Here is a 19,494-nt window from a genome sequence, read left to right on the forward strand (position 1 = left end):
CGCGGGTCGCCGAGATCCGGGCCGGGCGTCATGCCCGGGACGATGCGACCTCGATTCGGTTCCTTCCGATCGGCCCGCCCGACTTGCGGGGGCCTGGGTGAGCCGGGGAGGTTCTCCCGCGCACATGAGGGTGATGCTTATGGCTGCTGCGTTCCCGCCCTGACCAGGTTCACAAACCCCCATTGCCCGGGTCCCCCCCGGCTCGCCCGGACCCCCGCCGCGGACGGGTATCAGGCGAACACCCATTGTCCGAAACTCGCCCTCGCGATGCAAGGTCAACCGCCGCCGTCGGATCGACCGGGTTGGGACGCTCAGGAGCGATCGGCGACGTGTTCCATCAGGATGCGACGGACTTCCTCGGCCACCCGGGGGTGGTCCTGGCAGAGATGGCCGGCCTTGAGGACCGTCTCGGACTCGGCCTTCTCCAGGTGGGCGCTCTCGTAGGGGACGACCCCGTCGGTCTCATGAGGACCCGCCTGGCCGGAAAGGGTGGGGATGATCGAGTGGATCCGCACGCCCGCGCGGGGCTTGAGCGAGGCGACGGCCGTGATCATCGGGTCGCGCCAGGCCAGCTCGTCCACGCTGGTCGGGACGTGGGTCGAGAAGCGGCCCTTGAAGAAGTCGGGCGGGTTGGCCGCGAGGAGCCGGCGATGGCACGACGTGAGCGGGTCGGGGAGGCGGACCAGGCGGCTGCCCAGCTGGCGGATCGAACCGTGGTCGATCCGACTCCCCAGGTGGGGCGTCGCGATGAGGACCGCCCGCGCGATCTCCGTGCGAGGCTCGAAGAAGAAGCACTGACGCGTCATCTCCACGTCGTCCTGGCGTCCGCGGAGTTCCTCGAAGCTTCGATCGGTGACGCCGCGCCACAGGGCCCGGTCGCTTGCGGTGATCTGCATCCAGGACATCAGCCCGCCCATGCTGTGGCCGACCAACACGAGCCGGGAGAAGGCCGGATCCGACCGGTCGGGGTCGAACTGGCCCCGGGCCTGGTCGAGCACGGCCCGGAGCTTCGAGGCCGAGTAAGGGAGCGGGTCCCCCGTCGAGTAGCCGTAGGTCCAGAACTGGAAGGCCCCGTCGATGGCGGGGTCGCTCTCCAGGGTCCGGATCATCCGGTCCCAGGACCAGGGCGAGGCCCAGAGCCCGTGGACCAGGACGACCGGGATCTTCCCCTTCTCGTAGGGCTTCAGGATGGACAGGCCCGTCGATTCGTACGCTCGCAGGCTCGCGGCCGCGTGATCCGGCGCCGGGGCTGACGGTCCCTGGGCTTGCGACGAGGCGCCGGGGCACGCGACGAGCCCCGACGCCGCCAGCAGGACGATGAGGCTCGAACGCATGCCGGATTTCCCTCCGGGTCCTCGGGGCGTCTGTGGGCGGGTTCAGGACGCTTTCCTGCGGGTCGAGGCGAGCGCCAGCAGGCCGTAGGCGGTGACGAGGTTGGCGTCGCCTTCCATGAAGCCGTCGTTCGGGTTGACCCACTCGCCGTTCGCGCCCTGTCGCTTGGCCAGGGCGGCGATCAGGTCGGCCCGCCAGTCGTGCTCGACGCCCGCGGCGTCCTGGAACTTGTCCGAGCCCAGCAGGGCCAGGGTCTTGCCGAAGACCTGGTAGTAGTAATACAGCCCGCGCTGGCCGAGGCCGGGGTTCTCGTCGACGGTGTAGTGCTTCTTGAGGTATTCGAGGGCCGCCTTGGCGCGAGGGTCGTCGAGCGTGAGGCCGGCGTAGATGAGGCTCTTGAGGCCGGCGTAGGTCATCGAGGCGTACGAGCGCAGGCCGCCGTTCTCCTCCGGGGGGGCCATGCTCGTGCCGCCGTTGGCCGGGGTGTAGATGAAGCCGCCGTCGTTGACCTTTTTCGCCCACGGCTGGTCGTTGAACTCGGAGTCGAGGTTCTGGCAGCGCGAGATGAAGACCACCGCGCGCTGGTAGGCCGGGTCGCTGGACGGGACGCCCGAGTCGCGCAGGGCTTCGAGCATGAACGTGGTATTCGAGAGGTCGGGCCGGTTGCTGCGGCCGCCGTAGCCGGAGCCGCCGTAGAACGGGTCGGACGGGGTCTTCCCCTCCTTCTCGTCCCACTGCTTGTCCTTGAGGAACGCCTGAGAGCCGCGGACGAGGGCGTCGTAGCGGCCGTCGGTGTTGGCGTGGTGGAAGGCCATCAGGGCCACGGCCGTCGCGTAGTTGGCGTGAGCGGCGTCGGGGAGCCCCCCTTCGGGCTTCACGAACGTCTCCAGGTAGGCCAGCGCCTTGACGACCGCCGGGTCGGAGGGCCCCGCAAGGCCTGACCGCAGGAGGGCCGTCACCGCCAGCGCCGTGACCCCGGGCTCCTTGCGGTCGGCCGACCAGACGCCGTCCGCGTCCTGCCGCGAGCGGAGGAAGCGGACCGCCTTCGCCGTTAGGGCGTCGGCCGTCGTGGGCGTCGCCTCTTGCGCGACGGACCGACCGGACAGCGGGCCGGAAACGGCCGCCATGGCCAACGCGCCGGCCGAATTCTCGAGGAACGAACGACGGGTGCTGACGCTCATGGGATGCTCTCGTTTCACCGTGGCTGGGGTCGATGCGTCGCGGACGGCTTCTTGATTCGATCGCGCGAGGCGACGCCGCGCCAAGGGATCGGTCTGAAGGGTCGTCGAACGCGGTCCTGCCAAGCACGTGGGATGCCTGAAGACGTCGCTCGACCCAACGCCTTGGTTTGCAAGTCTTTAATCCGATCGCGTGTTTTGCGGGGGAACGACGACGGGCGGTTCTTTCGCCGTCTCGCGGCCGATTTTCCGCCATTTGCGTCGCCCGCCGTCCCAGGACGACGAACTTGCAGTATGGAATGGCGGCGAACAAACAAGGCGACGCAGGGTCGCAGGAGAACGGCGGCTCGCCCGCTCAGGGAGCGATTCGCAGTCGCTCTCGGAGTCGGGCGAGCCGCATTTTTCGAGCGTCGTCCATGCCGGGCGTCGGGGTCAGGAGCTGGGCGTCGCCCGTCTTGCAGGCCTGGCACAAGACGGCGATCAGGTCGGGATCGTCGGCCAGGAGGTCGCGGACCGAGAGGGCCGACGCCGCGTCCGGAATCGCCACCCGTCCGAGGAGCCGGCGCTGGGCGTCGCGGTCGAGGTCCAGGCTCCTCGCGGTCATCGTAAATCCGCCCGGATAGAGACGCCCGGCGTCGAACCTCCAGGAGACGCGGCCGGTCGCGTCGACCTCGCCGTTGGTGTCCGCCCTCACGAACTCGCCGGGGAGCCGAACCCCGAACGCGAACCGGGGCGCGGGGGGCTGGAGCAACGGCGGATAGGCGTAGAAGCCGGTCATTTGCACCAGCAGCGGGGCGAGCCTCGACTCGTAATCCGCCTTGCGTTCGGCGGCGTACTTCGACCACGCCTCGGAGATCGCCGGATCCGTCGTGCTGGAGAGGATCGTCTCGATCTCCTCAGCCCGGGGCGGCCTACCGTCTTTGCGGAAGGTGGCGGCGATGCGTCCGGCCAGGTGCTCACGAATCCGGCGCGTCCCTTCCTCGACGGAGACGACGGCCCCGCCCGCGTCGTGGAGGCCGACCCCCGCCCGTTCGATAGCCGCGACGAAGCCTGCGTTGAAGACCTGCGAAGATTTGGCCGCGTCGCCGACGGCCGCGGCGTCGTACCAGACGTCGAGGAGGTCGCGGAGTAAGGCCGGGCCGCGTCGGTTCAGCTCGTCGACGGCGGCGTCGACGTCGAAATCCCGCCCGTAGATCCGGCTGAAGCCGTCGGCGAGGATCGGCAGGGCGGCCTCGGCGAACGCGTCGCGAGCCCGCACGAAGCCCTCGCGGGTCACGCCGTTCGTGAGCGACTCGCTCCACCGATGCTCGACGAACAGGCCGTAATCCGTGCGGTCGTATTTGTGAACCAATTCGCCGGCGCCGAATTCGGGATGCCCCTCGATCGACTTGCGGAGGTGGGAGGGGATCGCCGCCGGGGTGGCGAAGACGCCCTGGGCGTGGAAATACGCCCGGTCGCTTGATGCCGAGGCCTGCTCGGCGAACGCCGGCGGGATCGGCACGTCGGCCACGACGGCCCAACGCGCGTCCCAGGCCGGGGTGAGGGCCTCGGCGGGGAGCAGCTGTTCCTTGGGCTGCCAGATCGACCGATCGCACGAGCCGTCGGGCCGGATCGTGGTCTCGACCTGGAGGAGCGCGGGCGAGCCGCAGCCGGCGACTCCGAGCGCGAAGATTGCGACGAGAGACCGTGAGATCGCCGAACGAGGCATCGTCGGCTCCTTTCACGAGACGTGTGAGTATGAGGCGATCGGACGACCCGATCGTCGTCTTCGGCCTCGCCGGGGTCAACGGAAATCGAGGAATGGGAGTTGCGAGTCAGATCGACGCGGTGGGCGAGTCGCCAAACTTTTCATGAGAGCCGGTCACGACCAAGGAGCCGAGGCGCGACGACGGCGCGGGCCTCGGGACGATGCCATGAGCGAGATGAACGAGGCGAGCACCGAAGGGATTTCCGCGAGGCGTCGGCTGCCGGTCGGCGCCGAGGTCCACGACGGCGGGGTCCATTTCCGCGTCTGGGCGGCGAAGCGGGGGGCGGTCGAGGTGATCGTGGAAGGGCCCGACGCCCGGCGGATCGCCCTGGAGCCCGAGGCCGACGGCTACTTCTCCGGGTTCGCGACCGGGCTCGGCGCGGGGACGCGGTACCGCTACCGGCTCGACGGCGAGGGCCCCTTCCCCGATCCGGTCTCGCGGTCCCAGCCCGACGGGGTCCACGGACCCTCGGAGGTCGTCGATCCGTCGAGGTTCGCCTGGACAGACGCCCGCTGGATGGGCGTCGAGCTGCGCGGGCAGGTGCTCTACGAGTTGCACCTCGGCACCTTCACGGCCGAGGGGACCTGGGACGCGGCCGTCGAACGGCTCCCTCGGCTGGTCGAGCTGGGCGTGACGACCGTCGAGTTGATGCCGGTCGCCGAGTTCGCCGGCGAGTTCGGCTGGGGCTACGACGGCGTCGACCTGTTCGCGCCTCATCACCCCTACGGCACGCCCGACGCCATGCGACGATTCGTGGACCGCGCCCATGCGCTGGGGCTGGGCGTGATCCTGGACGTCGTCTACAACCACTTCGGCCCCGACGGCACGTATCACACGACCTTCTCGGAGGATTACCTGCACCACGAGCGGGCCAGCGGCTGGGGCGCCTCGATCAACTTCGACTCCGCGCCCACGCGCGAGTTCTTCATCGCCAACGCCGGCTACTGGATCGACGAGTTCCACCTGGACGGCCTGCGGCTCGACGCCACGCAGGCGATCCACGACGACTCGAAAGACCACGTCATCGCCGCCATGACCCGACGCGCCCGCGAGGCGGCCGGCTCGCGCAGCATCCTGATCTACGCCGAGAACGAGGCGCAGGACGTCCGCATGATCCGTCCCCAGGCCGACGGCGGCCACGGCCTCGACGGCCTCTGGAACGACGACTTCCACCACGCGGCGAAGGTCGCGGCGACCGGACGCGCCGAGGCCTACTACGGCGACTACCAGGGGACGCCCCAGGAGCTGATCTCGGCGGTGAAGTGGAACTTCCTGTTCCAGGGACAGGTCGTCAAGTGGCAGCAGAAACGCCGGGGGACCTACGCCCTGGACGTTGAGGCCCCACGCTTCGTCACCTACCTGGAGAACCACGACCAGGTCGCCAACTCGGCGAAGGGGAGCCGCCTCAAGACGATCACGAGCCCGGGACGCTACCGCGCGCTGACGGCCCTATGGTTGCTTTCGCCCCAGACCCCCATGCTCTTCCAGGGGCAGGAGCTTGGCAGCGAACGCCCCTTCCTCTACTTCAGCGACCACCACGACGAGCTGGCGGCCGCCGTCTGCAAGGGGCGCCTGGATGAGCTTTCCGGGTTCCGCAGCACGACCCTGCCCGAGCTTCGCGAGGCCCTGGCCGACCCCGGCGCCCGGTCCACGTTTTCGGCCTGCAAGCTGGAGGAGCCGGGCGATCATCGCGAGGTTTCGGAGTTCCGCCTGATCCGGGACCTCCTGAAACTCCGTCGCGAGGATCCGATCTTCCGGGCCCAGGACGCGCTCAAGGTGCAGGGCGCGGTGATCGGTCCCGAGGCGTTCGTGCTTCGCTTCTTCGCAGAGGCGTACGACAGTCGGCTGATTCTGGTGAACCTCGGCCGCGACCTGTACCCGACGGCGAACACCGAGCCCTTGCTGGCGCCGCCGCCGGGCATGGACTGGTCGCTGCTCTGGTTCAGCGAGCATCCCCGATACGGCGGCTCGGGGATCCCCCCGATCGAGCCCGAGCAGCCGTGGCGCGCGTCCGGACATTCGGCCGTCGTGCTGACGCCGAGGCCGGCGGCCGACCGCCCCGAGATCGCCGAGATGGGGTCGACCCTGGTCGAGGATTACGACATCCACCCTGCGCTCCGCGAGCGGCGCAAGCCGTCTTGATCACGTTCACGACCGCGGCGAGGGCTTCGAGAGGGGGGCGTCGCCGAAGGCCTCGCGAGGCGGCTTCGCGGGGACTTTCAGCTCCTTGCGAAGCCGCTCCAGCTCGCGCTTCAGCTCGGCGACGATCGGGGCGTTCGTCGGCTCGTCGTAGACGTTCTTCAGTTCGCGCGGGTCTTCGCGGAGGTCGAACAGCTCCCAGGCGTCGAGGTCCGGCCCGTCGAAACGGACGAGCTTGTAGCGATCGGTCACCACGCCGTGATGGGGGCGGACGTGGTGCGGAGCCGGGTACTCGAAGTACTCGTAGTAGAAGCTCCGGCGCCAATCCGCTGGGGCCGCGTCGCGGAGGATCGGGACGAGGCTCCGGCCCTGGATCTCGGGCGGGATCGCGATCCCGGCGGCCTCCAGGAACGTGGGGGCGAAGTCGACGTTGGAGACGATCCGGCCCTCGACCCGCCCCGGTTTCGCGACGCCCGGCCAGCGGACGAGCAGCGGCGTCCTGAGCGACTCCTCGAAGATCCAGCGCTTGTCGAACCAGCCGTGCTCGCCGAGGTAGAACCCCTGGTCGGACGCATAAACCACGATCGTATTCTCGGCCAGCCCTTCCTGGTCCAGGTGTTCGAGGATCCGCCCGACGTTCTCGTCGACCGCCTTGATGCACCCGAGATAGTCGTGCATGTAGCGGTTGTACTTCCAGCGGACCAGGTCGGCCCCCTGGAGGCCGGCCTTCAGGAGCGCGTCGTTGCGGGGTTTGTAATAGGCGTCCCACGCCTGCCGCTGCTCGGGAGAGAACCGCTCGTTGAAGCCGCCCATCTTGACGTCGTTCGGCGTCATCGTGCGGGCGATGGTCATGTCCTGGTCGCGCTCGGCGAGCGAGCGGTTCGCGTAGTCGTCGAAAAGGGTCGGCGGCTCGGGGTAGGCGCGGTCGCCGTCATGGCCCAGGTGGCGGATCGCCGGCGACCAGGGGCGGTGCGGGGCCTTGTGCTGGGACATGAGCAGGAAAGGCTTCGACCTGTCTCGCTTCTTGAGCCAGTCGAGCGAGAGGTCGGTGATGACGTCGGTGACGTATCCCGAACGCCGGGAACGTACGCCCATCTCGATCATGTCCGGGTCGTAGTAGATCCCCTGCCCCGGCAGGATGCTCCAGTAGTCGAACCCGGTCGGGGCCGAGACCAAATGCCACTTGCCCACGACCGCCGTCTGGTAGCCGGCCTGCTGGAGGAGCTTGGGGAACGTCGCCTGGGCGCCGTCGAACCGGCTGTTCGTGTTGTTGTAGAAGCCGTTGAGGTGGCTGTACTTTCCGGTCAGAACGGTGGCCCGGCTGGGCCCGCAGATCGAGTTGGGGACGAGGCAGCGGTCGAAGCGGACGCCCTCGCGCGCGATCCGGTCGAGGTTGGGCGTCTCCAGCAGTTTCCGCGGATCCTGATAGGCCCCGACGGCCTGATAGGCGTGATCGTCGGAGAAGAGGAAGACGATGTTGGGTCGCCGCGGAGCGTCCTGAGCGGCGGCGGTCGCCACGGACGCGGAGACGAACAACGCCGCTGCGGCGGCCCGAACCAGGAAGAAGGTTCGCTCAGTCATGTGCAGATTCTCGACGGACTTGGAGTCGGGGGCTGGGGCCAAGTCCGGCGATTATACGGGCGAGCGGGTCATTCCTCCATGAGGAGCGCGACGGGGAAGTCGGCGAAGAGGACGGCGGCCGGGATGGCGGTCGTCCCGTCGCGGTCGGAGGCGGTGACGATCGCGCCGGTGAAGACGTCGCGGTAGCGTACGCCCGGCTCGACGCCCGGCAGCCGGACGACGGTCTCGCCCCAGGCGGGCTCGCCGAGCGGCATCCGCCCTTCGAGCGGCAGGCGAGTCGTAAGTCGGGGGACCGCGACGATCGCGGACTCGCCGTCGAGGCGGCGATGGAAGGCGAAGATCGAGGTCTCGTACTTTCCGGCGGGCTGGAGCGGCGTGTATTCCCCCTCGGCGAACAGGCGTGGCGAGCGTTTCCGCGCGTGCAGGGCCCGCCAGTGCAGGTAGAGCTTGGCCCGGCCGTCGAACGGCCCCTCGGCGAACTCGCGGGCGAGGGACGACGCGTCTTCGCCGGCGGCCTCGGCCCGACGGATCAGGTCGTCGAGCATCGCCTCGCGGCGTTGGTAATCGACCGGCCTGCGATTGTCGGGGTCGACCAGGCTCAGGTCCCAGATCTCGGTCCCCTGGTAGGTGTCCGGAACTCCGGGGGCCGCGATCTTCAGGAGCGACTGCGACAGGCTGTTGATCCGCCCGTGGAAGGCGATACGCCTCTGAAAGGGGAGGAAATCCCTGAAGAACGCGGGGTTTTTGGAGCGGTCGAGGATGTCGACGAGGAACGCGTCGAGTGCCGCCTCGTATTCCTCGTAGGGGTTTTGCCAGCTCGTGTGGACCTTCGCCTCGCGGGTCGCCTTGACCATGTAGGCGCGGATGCGGTCGCGGAAGGCGGCCAGGGCCTCGTCGTCCATCTCTTCGATCGGCCAGGCGCCGAGGAGGACCTGGTAGATGAGATACTCCTCATTGCGGCCGGGGGTCTCGGCGTCGTCGTGGAGCGCGCGGTGGTGGATCAGGTTAAGGTCGGTCCAGCTCACGAAGACGTCGAACCACTCATCGGGGATCTCCGAGAGGACGTCGATCCTAGCCCGGACGTCCTCGCTCCGCTTGGTGTCGTGGGTCGAGAGCGCCGAGAGGGCGTAGGGGTGCCGTTCGGCCCGGCGTGCGAACCACTTGTGGAGCGAGCCCGGCGGCGCGCCGAAGCGGTCGGGCTCGCCGCCGACCTCGTTGAGCGAGATCAGACGGTTGTAGATATAAAACGTCGTATCTTCGATGCCCTTTGCGGTGACCGGCGCGGTGACCTGCTGGAACTTGCCGGCGAAGTCGGCCTGCGACGGTTCGTCCGCGGGGAGGTCGACGGGCCGGGCGTTGCGGTCCAGGAGGGTGCGCGACAGGAAGTCGAAGATCGCCGAGCTGAGCAGCGGATTGCGGCGCTTGGCCCGGCCCACGGCCCGGCCGACGAGCTGCCGATCCTCGGCCGAGACGTCTTCGGGCGTGATGTAGCTGCGGTAGACGGGGAAGGCCGCGATGACCTCGCGCAGCACCGTTCGCAGGGTGTTCCGGGTGAAGTCGCGCGCCCGGCGGTCGCGGTGGGCGATCCGTTCGAGCTGGTGCGACAGGACGTGCAGCTCGCTGGAGAGCGAGGCGTCCATGATGAGCTGCTTCTCCTCGATCACCCGGTCGCGATAGGGCGTCGGGTCGTCGATCAGCTCCTCATACTGCCGCGCGAAGCTCGGCCCGCTCGAACCGTCGACGAACAGGCCGTTGATCCGGTTGAGGGCGTCGTAGCCCGAGGTGCCGTGCGTGGCCCACTCCTCGGGGAGCTTCTCGTCGAAGGCGAGGATCTTTTCGACCACGACGTAGAGCGAGGGTGGGCGGACGGCCCCCGGTGGCTCGGCGGCGAGGGTCCCGCAGATCCGGGGCTTGACCTCCGACCAGGGGATCGCCTCGGCCTGGGGGCCCTCGCGGTGCAGTCGGTGCGCGATCACGACGACGAGCGCCTCCTGCAGCCGCGCCAGGTAGGTCCGCGGGTCGAGGAGGCCGTCCGGGTGGTCGATCCGGAGCCCGGAGGCCGGCGTCCGCGCGAGGATGTCGAAGACCAGGCGGTGCGTCGCGCGGACGACCTCCTCGCGGTCGGCGCGGAGGGCGGCGAGGGCGTTGATGTCGAAGAATCGGCGGTAGTTGATCTCGTCGGCCGCGACCCGCCAGTAGGCCAGGCGGTAAGGCTGCGACTCCAGCAGGGCGTCGAGCGCGTCGAAGCTGCGAGGCTCGCCGGCCGTCCCTTGAAGGGCGGCCAGCGCGGCGTCGACGGCCTCGGCGATGGCGGCCTGCTCGGACAGGAGCGAGGCCAGACGCCGTTTGACGATCTCCTTCTCGCGGTTCCGCTCGGCGATCCGGGCCGGATCGGTCTCGGAATGGGGAGGGAGGTTGCGAGCGGCCGTCAGGATGCTCTGGAATTCCAGGACGCCGGGGTCGTCCGAGCCGAGCGTCGCGAGGATCGGCTCCAGGGCGGGCTCCAGGATCGCGGGGTAGCTCCGGGGGTCGAGCGGGAAGCGATGGTCGTGGTACTCGACCCGGAAGGCGCCGCCGTCGCGGCCGGGCTTCAGCTCGCCCCCCTCCAGGACGTCGCCGTAGAGTCCGCCCAGGAACGGCAGCAACACGCGGCCCCGATTCTCGGGCCTCGTCGGGGCCGACCAGTCGATGTCGAACGAGCCGGCGTAGACGGAGGCCTGGCCGTTCTCCAGCACGTCGTTCCACCAGGGGTTCTCGTTGCCGAGGATCCCCATGTGGTTGGGGACGACGTCGAGCAGGAGGCCCAGGTCGTGGTCGCGGAGGGCGGCGAGCATCGCCTCGTGGTCGGCCTCCTCGCCGATCTCGGGGTTGAGCTGGGAGTGGTCGGTGATGTCGTAGCCGTGGGTGCTGCCGGGAGCGGCCTTGAGGTAGGGCGACGTGTACAGGTCGGTGATCCCCAGCTTGGCGAGGTAGGGGACGATCGCGCGGGCGTCGTCGAACCGGAAGCCGGCGTGGAGCTGGACGCGGTAGGTGGCGGTCGGGACCACGCGGCGGCAGCCGATCTCCTCGAGCGTGGCGGCGAGCAGGGCCTCGGCGTGGGCGTCGAGCGCGGCCGGTTCGACCTCGGCCGGCTGGTGCGGCGTCGCTTCCATGGGAGGGTCTCCGTGTCTGGGGGCGGCCGGGAAAGCGGAAGGGCGGGCCCCGAGACCCGCCCCCCCATCCTCGTTCCTGTGCGAAGCGTACGGACGTCGTCAGATCTCGCGAGAGGCCGTGCGGTGCGGCGACGGCATCGCGGGCGTCGGCGTGTTCGCGTCGCGGCGGAGCACCTCCACCTGCTTCGCGGAGATGTCGGGCTGGGCCTCGCCCAGGTCGCGGGTGAAGAAGACGGCCATCGATCGATCGCGGAGGTCGTAGATGTAGCCCCCCTCGGCGACGAGCGGCTCGGTGTCGTCGGCGAAGGTCTCCAGGACCCGCCGCCAGACCTGCCCCTCCTTGGTCTCGGGCAAGGTGAACGGGATCGCCTCGTGGTGGGCGTTGAGCAGGATGAGTGCCGTGTCGTCGACGATGGGCTCGCCGCGCTCGTCGACGTCGCCGATCAGGTCGCCGGCCAGCCGCACGCCCAGGCACTTGACGAACCCGGCGTCCCAGTCCTCGTCGGTCATCTCGACGCCGGACGGCACCAGGAACGAGATGTCCTTGATCTCGGAACCGCGGAGCGCGCGGCCCTGGAAGAACTTCCGGCGCTGGAAGACCGGGTGCTCGCGGAAGATCAGCGCGACCCGGCGGGTGAAGTCGAGGAATCGCTTCTGGTCGTCGTCGAGCTGCCAGTTGAGCCAGGTCAGCTCGTTGTCCTGGCAGTAGGTGTTGTTGTTGCCCTTCTGGGTGTGGCCGATCTCGTCGCCGGCCAGGAGCATCGGGACGCCCTGCGAGAGCATCAGCGTCGTCATGAAGTTCCGCATCTGACGCTGGCGGAGGGCGTTGATCTCGGGATCGTCCGTCGGGCCCTCGGCCCCGCAGTTCCACGAATCGTTGTTGCCGGCCCCGTCGCGGTTCTCCTCGCCATTGTCCTCGTTGTGCTTCTCGTTGTACGAGACGAGGTCTTTAAGCGTGAAGCCGTCGTGGCAGGTGATGAAGTTGATGCTGGCGTAGGGGGCGCGGCCGGTCTGCTGATAGAGGTCGCTCGAGCCGGTGAGCCGGGTGGCGAACTCCGACACGGTGCCGCCGTCGCCCTTCCAGAAGCGGCGGACGTTGTCGCGGTACTTGCCGTTCCACTCGGTCCAGAGGACGGGGAAGTAGCCGACCTGGTAGCCGCCGGGCCCGACGTCCCAGGGCTCGGCGATCAGCTTGACCTGCGAGAGGATCGGGTCCTGGTGGATGATGTCGAAGAAGGCGCCGAGGCGGTCGACCTCGTAAAGTTCGCGGGCGAGCGTGCTGGCCAGGTCGAACCGGAAGCCGTCGACGTGCATGTCGACGACCCAGTACCGCAAGCTGTCCATGATGAGCTGAAGCACGTGGGGCTGGCTCATGTTGAACGTGTTGCCGCAGCCGGTGAAGTCCATGTAGTAGCGGGGATCTTCGGGGCTGAGGCGGTAGTAGCCGGCGTTGTCGATCCCCCGGAACGAGAGCGTCGGCCCCTGCTGCTGGCCCTCGGCCGTGTGGTTGTAGACGACGTCGAGGATGACCTCGATGCCCGCCGCGTGCAGGGCGCGGACCATCATCTTGAACTCGCGGACCGCCGCCAGGGGGTCGCCGGGCTGGGTCGAGTAACGCGGGTCGGGGGCGAAGAACCCCAGTGTGTTGTAGCCCCAGTAGTTGACGCGGCCCTTGTCGGTGAGGAAGCGGTCGTCGATGTGATAATGGATCGGCAGGACCTCGACGGCCGTCACGCCCAGCGATTTGAGGTGCTGGATCGCCCCCTCGGAGGCGAGCCCGGCGTAGGTGCCGCGGACCTTCTCCGGGACCTCGTTCATCAATTTCGTGAAGCCCTTGACGTGGACCTCGTAGATGAACGTCTTGTGCCAGGGGACGAGGGGCGCGCGGTCGTCTCCCCAGGTGAACGAGGTGTCGGCCACGGCGGCGAGGGGCGCGAACGCGGCGCTGTCGCGTTCGTCGAAGGCCAGGTCCTGGTCGGCGGCGTCGAGCGGGTAGCCGAAGAGCGAGTCGTCCCACTTCAGGTCGCGGCCGATCGCCTTGGCGTAGGGGTCGAGCAGCAGCTTGTGGGGGTTGAACCGCTTGCCGGTCGCCGGGTCGTGATCGCCGTGGACGCGATAGCCGTAGAGCTGGCCGGGGACGACGTCGGGCAGGTACTGGTGCCAGACGTTCGCCGTCTGCTCCCGCAGCGAGACCGTCCTCGATTCCCGAGTGGCGTCCGGACCGTCGAACAAGCAGAGCGACACGCGTGATGCGTTCTCCGCGAACAGGCTGAAGTTCACACCGGCTCCGTCCCAGGTGGCTCCGAGGGGGAATGGTCGGCCAGGCCAGACGCGCATGAAAAGGATCCTTCGATTGGCGAGTGGGTGGGCGGGAGCGTCCGCGAGACGCGACGGACGTCGTCGTCGCCTCCTGTGAACGGGTTCGGCCAGCGTATAGGCAAACCGCGCGCCATGGACGACGGTCGCTTCGCGTCGAAGCGATCGGTCGGACGCCTCCCGTACCGGATTTGCTACCATGGATCCCGCCCGACTCGCGGGTTGATCCTTTCTCGGGACCTCGAACCCTGGTGGTCGGATGGCGGATGCGGAACCGCGGGATCGATCTCCGGATCCGGCACGGGCCTTCCGGGAGCTGGCCGAGGCCGTCGACCTCCTGGTCGCCGTCGCACGGACGGGTTCCGGCGAGGTCGTGTATCTCAACCCGTTCGCGGAGCGGTCGACGGGCGTGGCGGCGGCCGAGGTCCTCGGCCGGGGCTTGGCCGAGACGCTGATCCCCCCGGAGGACCGGGCCGCCTTCCAGGATGCGTGCGATCGCGCGATCCGCGAAGCGTCGGCGACGGAACGGGACGGGGTCGTCCGCCGCCGCGACGGCTCGCTGCGGATGATGCGCTGGGCGTTGCGGGCGATCGACGACGGCCTCGGCGGCGGGGCCCCGGCCCTGTTGATCGTGGGCCGCGACGTCACCGACCTGGGACGGGCCGAGGAGCGGCTGCTCCAGGCCGAGCGAATGGCGGCGATCGGACAGATGTGCGCGGGGCTCGCCCACGAGAGCCGCAACGCCCTCCAGCGCAGCCAGGCGTGCCTGGAGATGCTGGCTCTCCAGGTCGAGGATCGGCCCGCGGCCGTCGACCTGATCGGCCGCCTCCAGCAGGCGCAGGACGATCTGCACCGCCTCTACGAGGACGTCCGCGAATTCGCCGCGCCGATCCACCTGGACTTGCAGCCCTGTCGGCTCGACCAGGTCTGGCGTCGCGCCTGGACGAACCTCGGCCGGGCCCGCGCCGGCCGCGACGCCCTCCTCGTCGAGGCCGCCGAGGCCGAGGCGCTCGACTGCGCGGTCGACGCCTTCCGGCTTGAGCAGGTGTTCGCCAACCTCTTCGACAACGCCCTGGCGGCCGCCCCCGGATCGGCGAGGGTGGAGGTGGCCGTCTCCGTCGTCGAGCCCGAGGGCCGGGGCGAGGTCCGGATCGTCGTGCGCGACGACGGGCCGGGCCTGACCCCCGAACAGCGCGCCCGGTTCTTCGACGCCTTCTTCACGACCAAGACGCGGGGGACCGGCCTGGGCACGGCCATCGTCAAGCGGATCGTCGAGGCCCACGGCGGCCGCGTGGAGGTCGGTGCGTCCGCTTCCGGCGGGGCCGAGGTAATTTTGACGATCCCCCGCGGCCCCGGGCCGGACGCCTGAACCGATCGCACCGCGCCGCCGCGAGCATCGAGGTCGTTATGACCGGGCGGCCGCCGTCGGGGCCTTCCGCCGAGCCCAGCCGGCGGCGGCCAGCAGGCCGACGCCGCTGAGCGACAGCAGGACGCTCGACGGTTCGGGGACCGCCGTACCGGACCCCACCACCTCGAAGGTCCCCGGCGCGAACGACAGGACGCTGCTCGGATAGCTGACGCCCGACCCCGACAGGAGCATGGTGCCGGGTCCCATCACGAAGGTGATGGGGACCAGCCCGGGCGCCGCGTTGGACGCGACCGAGTAGCCGATTCGCCCCAGCGAGACGGTCTGGTTCGCCGCGACGGTCACGAATCCGTCCAGCGACGTGCTGAGATCGGACACGTTCACGAAGTTCGCCGGGAGGGGGTCGAAGCTGAGAGTGCCCGTCCCCTCCGAACCGAAGACGAAAGCGGCGACGGACGTCGCGTCGTCCACGGACGTCATCCAGACGCCGGGCCCGACCTGGATGTCGATCGAATAGGCCGAGAGGGTGCGGTCGGGGGCCGAATCGTTGGTCAGCAGCACCTCGAAATAGCCCGTCCCGCCCTGATTCGCCACGACGGCCGTAGTCGTCACCACGAATCCGGCGCGGCACGGCGCGTCGGCCAGGAACAGGGCCAACACGGCGGGCGCGAGCGAGAACAGCGTACGTCGGAAGATCTTTAGCATGGAAGCACCTCGGTCGTCGAGTAGTCTATGGTTCATGTCGGGATGAATGGAAGTCGTGGTGAAATGGGGGCGGGCCGGCCGCCCCCACTCCCGGACGATGCGTCGGCCTGCGGGGCCTCAAACGATGGGCGGCAAGGTCGAACGGAACCGGCGACGCGAGGCGTTGACGTCGTCGAGATCGACGTCGCCGTCGCCGTCGAGGTCGGCGAAGACGTTGCCCGCCGCGGCCAGGAGGATCGCCCGGCTGTCCATGATCGTCACCACGCCGTCCTGGTCGAAGTCGCCCGGCAGCACGTTGAATCGCAGCACCTCGTCGCCGAGGATCGAGAGCACCAGGCGATCGGGACCGATCGTCCGGTCCAGGGTCCAGGTCGCGGTCATCGTCGACGGATCGTAAGCGAACGCCGCGATGGGGTAATTCGCGACGTTGATCCCGGTCAGCGACAACGAGCCGATCGACAGGTTGGCCGGGCTGTTGAAGGAGAACGAGATGGCGTTGATCGTCGTCCAGGGCAGGACCTGCGTGTTGGTGAGCAGCGAGTAGGATCGGCCGCCGTACAGGACCTTCACGTCGGCGACCGACGGCAGGGGCAGGACGTTGACCGTCACGGTCGCCTCGTTGGAGATGGCCCCGTCGTCGTCGCGGACCGTATACCGGAAGGTGTCCGACCCCGAGAAGTCGGCGTTGGGCGTGTACGTGACCGCACCGGTCGTCGGGTCGACGCTCGCCGTGCCGTGGGAAGGCGCCAGGGCGATGACCACCGACGCGGCGATCACCGTGCCGTCGACGTCGATGTCGTTCGCCAGCGGGTTGATCACGATCGGCGTGTTGAGCGGGGTGGTCGCGGCGTCGTCCCGGGCGATCGGGCGGGAGTTGGGCAGGGTTCCGACGTCGATCAGGCCGCCGTCGACGCCCTGGGTGAAGTCGAAGAAATTGTCGTACGGGTCGACGTCCTGGACCTGATACGTGACCGAGCCCCCGCCGAGGGTGGCGTAGAGCTGCTCCAGCAAGGTCGGATCGTTCGTGTAGAAGAAGCCCGTGTCGACGGTGTTGTCCCGGAATCCCCCGCCCGGGTTGCGGGAGATCAGGATCTCGCCGTCGCCCGTGGTGCTGACCGTGGGGACGTCGCTGAAGTCGCCGATCTGGACGCCGTTGACGAGCAGGAAGTTCTGGCCCTGGTCGTCGAAGTCGCCCACGCCGGTGTCGCCGTCGTAGAGGGTCACGCGGAGCGCCGCCTCGGCCAGGCCGCCGCCGAGCGCGGCGAGCAGCTCGGCGCTGAAGTTCGTCTGGATCCCGATGGTCCCGGGGTTGCCCCGATACGCGACCGGGGTGCCGTCGTTGAAGAATCCGACGTAGAGGCTGCTGGCGGCGAGCTGGCTCACGACTCGGACGCCGTTGACGCCGATCAGGTCGAGGACCAGGCCTCCCACCGGGGTCACGCCCGAGGGGAGCGTGCCGCCGCTCGTGGGCGACGTCAGGGTCGACGAAGTCGGCTGCACGACGATCGCCACGCTCGCGACGTTCGACACCCCGCCGTATCCGTCGTCGATGGTGTACTGGAAGCCGTCCGTGCCCAGGTAGCCCGGATCGGGCGTGTAGACCAACGCGCCGACGAGGTTGTTGAAGGCGATCGTCCCGTGGCTCGGCGGCGTCACGACCGAGATGCTGGACGGATTGAGGAAGTCGCCGTTGGGGTCGAAATCGTTGGCAAGGAGGCCGTTGACCGCGATCCCGAGCCCGGCGTCCGCCAGCAGGCTGTCGTCCGCGGCGACCGGCGCCTCGTTGAGCTGGACCTGCAGGCTCACCGTCGCCACGTTGGAGACGACCCCTTCGTTGTCGTTCACCGTGTAGGTGAAGCTGTCGGGGCCCGTATAGCCGGCGTCCGGAGCATAGTAGACCTCGCCGAAACTCCCGAGCGTCACCGTTCCATGCGTCGGCGGCGTCACCACGGCGTAGGAGGACGTGTCGATGAAACCGTCGGGGTCGTAGTCGTTGAAGTAGAGGTAGAGCGTATTCGGCCGGCCCTCGATCGCGGTGTATACGTCATCGTTCGCGACCGGCGCCTGGTTGGGGGCGACCGTCAGGTATGCCGTGGCGACGTTCGAGACCTCGCCGAGATCGTTCTGCACCGTGTACTGGAAGCTGTCCGATCCGACGAAGCCCGGGTCCGGGGTGTAGAGCTGGTAGCTGTAGGAATCGAACGCGCCGAGGATCGTGTCCGGCGCGCCCGCTCCGACCGTATTGTCGATCCAGGCGATGTAGGGCGTGAACTGCGGGACGCTCGGGATCGGGTACGAATCGACGGCGCCGGGGTTGAGCGTCCCGCTGAAGCTGTAGTCGTAGATCGACGGATCGAAGTTCGAGAAGTCGCTCACGCCGAGGCGTACGTAGAGGGTGTAATCCCCGAACTCCGAATGGGAGCCTCCGAAGGACGTATCGAAGCCGCCGGACACCTTCAGCTCGATCCCCGCGTCGCCCTGGGAGAATGCGCCCAGCCCCGAGGCGGTCCCGCTGCCGACGGGGCTGCCGTCGAAATCGTACGTGTAGAGGAAGCTGGAACTCTGGGTCGACAGCGAGCCTTCGCTCGGCCCCGAGACGATCTGGATCGACGAGCGATCGATGGGCCTCGCGAAATCGTAATCGTTCGCCAGGACGTCCACGACCTCGGGCTGATCCACGCGGATGTTGAAGAAGTCGTCGGAGGCGACCGGCGACAGGCAGATGCGTTCCTCCAGGAACTCGAGGCGGAACGCCCTGGCCCGGGAACGTCGTCCGGGGGCGGGTCGATCAAAGCCGGGCCGACCGGATGGACTTCCCCCGGTTCGGTGTCGGAGGCGACGGGGAGTGGATCCGAACATGCTCAGACTCCTGGCTGGTGGATGCAGTGCGTCGGCGTCCCGAATGCAACGTAATACTAAGGAATGCATTCGGAAAACAGTTGTTTTGTTCTGCCAAGAGCAATACCATGGGAACATGATGAAAACAAGTCAAGGGTGCAGCTAATCTATTTAATTATTTTAATTCAAAGTCCGCAGATTGTTTGAATCATTTAACCAGCATTGGGCGTTCGCAGCCCGATCGAACGGCCGTCGCGGAACCGGCTCGAGGTCCGCCGGCAAGGAAGTTCGCGACTCGCATCCTCGCGGGAAGGACGGGCCGCGGGAGAGGAGACGGAGCCAGTGCGGCTCGTGGGCCGAAATCGATCGCGACGTCCATCTTCGCGACGCGCGGGCGCCAGGATCTTCGCCTGCGCGGATCTGCTACAATCGAGACGGCCGGCGTCTTGAGCCGGCCGCTTCCACGCCTAGATCCTGATTCAATGCGAAAGGATGGCGGGGGCCGTGTGGACCCTGACGATCCCCCGAAGCTGGGGGCCGGACGCATGATCCGATCGCTCCGCATCGCCGTCGCAGACGACGAGCGCGACATGCGCGACTACTTCCAGGCGATCCTGCCGCGCCTGGGCCACGTCGTCGTGGCCGCGGCGAGCGACGGCGCGGAGCTGATCGCGGCCTGCCGCGCCGCCACGCCCGACCTGATCATCACCGACGTCAAGATGCCCGTGATGGACGGGATCGAGGCGGCGCGGCGGATCTACGAGGCGACCCCGATCCCCGTCATCCTCGTCTCGGCGCACCACGACGCCGAGGTCCTGGAGCGGGCCGAGCAGGAGCACGTCCTCGCCTTCCTGGTCAAGCCGATCAAGCAGGCCGACCTCGAGCCGGCGATCACCGTCGCCATGAGCCGTTTCGAGCAGTTCCAGGCCCTGCACAAGGAGACCGCCGACCTCCGCCAGGCGCTGGAAGATCGAAAACTCATCGAGAGGGCCAAGGGCCTCCTCATGAAGCGCACGGGCCTCGGCGAGCACGACGCGTTCCGGAGGCTCCAGCGGCTGGCCAGCGACCACAATCGCAAGCTGGTCGAGGTCGCGCTGATGATCCTGACGGCCGACGAGGCCTTCCGCATCGACGCCTGA

Annotated in this window: 11 protein-coding genes and 1 other RNA gene; 3 read left to right on the forward strand and 9 right to left on the reverse strand. The window is 68.6% G+C overall.

Going from position 1 to position 19,494, the window contains the following annotated elements:
- Positions 1-101: 101 nt before the first annotated feature.
- From ffs to PZE19_RS17645, 4 genes are all read right to left on the reverse strand, one after another.
- Positions 102-199: signal recognition particle sRNA small type (ffs, locus tag PZE19_RS17630), an RNA gene on the reverse strand.
- A 112-nt stretch (positions 200-311) separates the two neighbouring features.
- The gene (locus PZE19_RS17635; RefSeq protein WP_277861943.1) at positions 312-1,334 is read right to left on the reverse strand and encodes an esterase/lipase family protein; all 1,023 of its coding nucleotides are present in this window, start codon (positions 1,332-1,334) and stop codon (positions 312-314) included.
- A 42-nt stretch (positions 1,335-1,376) separates the two neighbouring features.
- Positions 1,377-2,513 (reverse strand): prenyltransferase/squalene oxidase repeat-containing protein, encoded by a 1,137-nt coding sequence (locus tag PZE19_RS17640; RefSeq protein ID WP_277861944.1) that lies wholly within the window; start codon positions 2,511-2,513, stop codon positions 1,377-1,379.
- A 352-nt stretch (positions 2,514-2,865) separates the two neighbouring features.
- Complete coding sequence (locus PZE19_RS17645; protein ID WP_277861945.1) at positions 2,866-4,218, reverse strand: hypothetical protein; 1,353 nt, start codon at positions 4,216-4,218, stop codon at positions 2,866-2,868.
- Between the two features lie 205 nt (positions 4,219-4,423).
- On the opposite strand from PZE19_RS17645, the gene treZ reads away from it, so the two are divergent.
- The gene (gene treZ, locus PZE19_RS17650) at positions 4,424-6,400 is read left to right on the forward strand and encodes a malto-oligosyltrehalose trehalohydrolase (protein ID WP_277861946.1); all 1,977 of its coding nucleotides are present in this window, start codon (positions 4,424-4,426) and stop codon (positions 6,398-6,400) included.
- Positions 6,401-6,406: 6 nt separating this feature from the next.
- On the opposite strand, the gene PZE19_RS17655 is transcribed toward treZ, so the two are convergent.
- From PZE19_RS17655 to glgX, 3 genes are all read right to left on the reverse strand, one after another.
- Positions 6,407-7,978 carry a sulfatase family protein gene (locus PZE19_RS17655; protein ID WP_277861947.1) on the reverse strand — a complete coding sequence of 524 codons (1,572 nt, stop codon included), beginning with the start codon at positions 7,976-7,978 and terminating at the stop codon, positions 6,407-6,409.
- A gap of 68 nt (positions 7,979-8,046) precedes the next feature.
- Positions 8,047-11,130, reverse strand: coding sequence for a malto-oligosyltrehalose synthase (gene treY / locus PZE19_RS17660; RefSeq protein WP_277861948.1), 3,084 nt, complete (start codon positions 11,128-11,130; stop codon positions 8,047-8,049).
- A gap of 99 nt (positions 11,131-11,229) precedes the next feature.
- A complete protein-coding gene (gene glgX, locus PZE19_RS17665) occupies positions 11,230-13,467 on the reverse strand; it encodes a glycogen debranching protein GlgX (RefSeq protein ID WP_277861949.1) in 2,238 nt (745 codons plus the stop codon).
- Positions 13,468-13,705: 238 nt separating this feature from the next.
- Between glgX and PZE19_RS17670 the strand changes: the two genes are divergently transcribed.
- Positions 13,706-14,815: a two-component system sensor histidine kinase NtrB gene (locus PZE19_RS17670; protein ID WP_277861950.1), complete on the forward strand. Its 1,110-nt coding sequence runs from the start codon at positions 13,706-13,708 to the stop codon at positions 14,813-14,815.
- Between the two features lie 36 nt (positions 14,816-14,851).
- On the opposite strand, the gene PZE19_RS17675 is transcribed toward PZE19_RS17670, so the two are convergent.
- Positions 14,852-15,517 carry a PEP-CTERM sorting domain-containing protein gene (locus PZE19_RS17675; protein WP_277861951.1) on the reverse strand — a complete coding sequence of 222 codons (666 nt, stop codon included), beginning with the start codon at positions 15,515-15,517 and terminating at the stop codon, positions 14,852-14,854.
- 117 nt (positions 15,518-15,634) lie between these two features.
- Positions 15,635-18,376 carry a cadherin-like domain-containing protein gene (locus PZE19_RS17680; RefSeq protein ID WP_277861952.1) on the reverse strand — a complete coding sequence of 914 codons (2,742 nt, stop codon included), beginning with the start codon at positions 18,374-18,376 and terminating at the stop codon, positions 15,635-15,637.
- Between the two features lie 524 nt (positions 18,377-18,900).
- On the opposite strand from PZE19_RS17680, the gene PZE19_RS17685 reads away from it, so the two are divergent.
- Positions 18,901-19,494, forward strand: a complete 594-nt coding sequence (locus PZE19_RS17685; RefSeq protein ID WP_277861953.1) for an ANTAR domain-containing response regulator — start codon at positions 18,901-18,903, stop codon at positions 19,492-19,494.

Origin of the sequence: Paludisphaera mucosa, from assembly GCF_029589435.1 — a bacterium.
GTDB lineage: Bacteria > Planctomycetota > Planctomycetia > Isosphaerales > Isosphaeraceae > Paludisphaera > Paludisphaera mucosa.

What these genes read in the sequence shown, in the direction of transcription:
- PZE19_RS17655 (WP_277861947.1), bottom strand. Translation starts at nt 7,978, where the DNA reads ATGACTGAGCGAACCTTCTTCCTGGTTCGGGCCGCCGCAGCGGCGTTG.
- PZE19_RS17685 (WP_277861953.1), top strand. Translation starts at nt 18,901, where the DNA reads ATGATCCGATCGCTCCGCATCGCCGTCGCAGACGACGAGCGCGACATG.
- PZE19_RS17670 (WP_277861950.1), top strand. Translation starts at nt 13,706, where the DNA reads ATGGCGGATGCGGAACCGCGGGATCGATCTCCGGATCCGGCACGGGCC.
- PZE19_RS17635 (WP_277861943.1), bottom strand. Translation starts at nt 1,334, where the DNA reads ATGCGTTCGAGCCTCATCGTCCTGCTGGCGGCGTCGGGGCTCGTCGCG.
- PZE19_RS17675 (WP_277861951.1), bottom strand. Translation starts at nt 15,517, where the DNA reads ATGCTAAAGATCTTCCGACGTACGCTGTTCTCGCTCGCGCCCGCCGTG.
- PZE19_RS17640 (WP_277861944.1), bottom strand. Translation starts at nt 2,513, where the DNA reads ATGAGCGTCAGCACCCGTCGTTCGTTCCTCGAGAATTCGGCCGGCGCG.
- glgX (WP_277861949.1), bottom strand. Translation starts at nt 13,467, where the DNA reads ATGCGCGTCTGGCCTGGCCGACCATTCCCCCTCGGAGCCACCTGGGAC.
- treY (WP_277861948.1), bottom strand. Translation starts at nt 11,130, where the DNA reads ATGGAAGCGACGCCGCACCAGCCGGCCGAGGTCGAACCGGCCGCGCTC.
- PZE19_RS17645 (WP_277861945.1), bottom strand. Translation starts at nt 4,218, where the DNA reads ATGCCTCGTTCGGCGATCTCACGGTCTCTCGTCGCAATCTTCGCGCTC.
- treZ (WP_277861946.1), top strand. Translation starts at nt 4,424, where the DNA reads ATGAGCGAGATGAACGAGGCGAGCACCGAAGGGATTTCCGCGAGGCGT.
- PZE19_RS17680 (WP_277861952.1), bottom strand. Translation starts at nt 18,376, where the DNA reads ATGTTCGGATCCACTCCCCGTCGCCTCCGACACCGAACCGGGGGAAGT.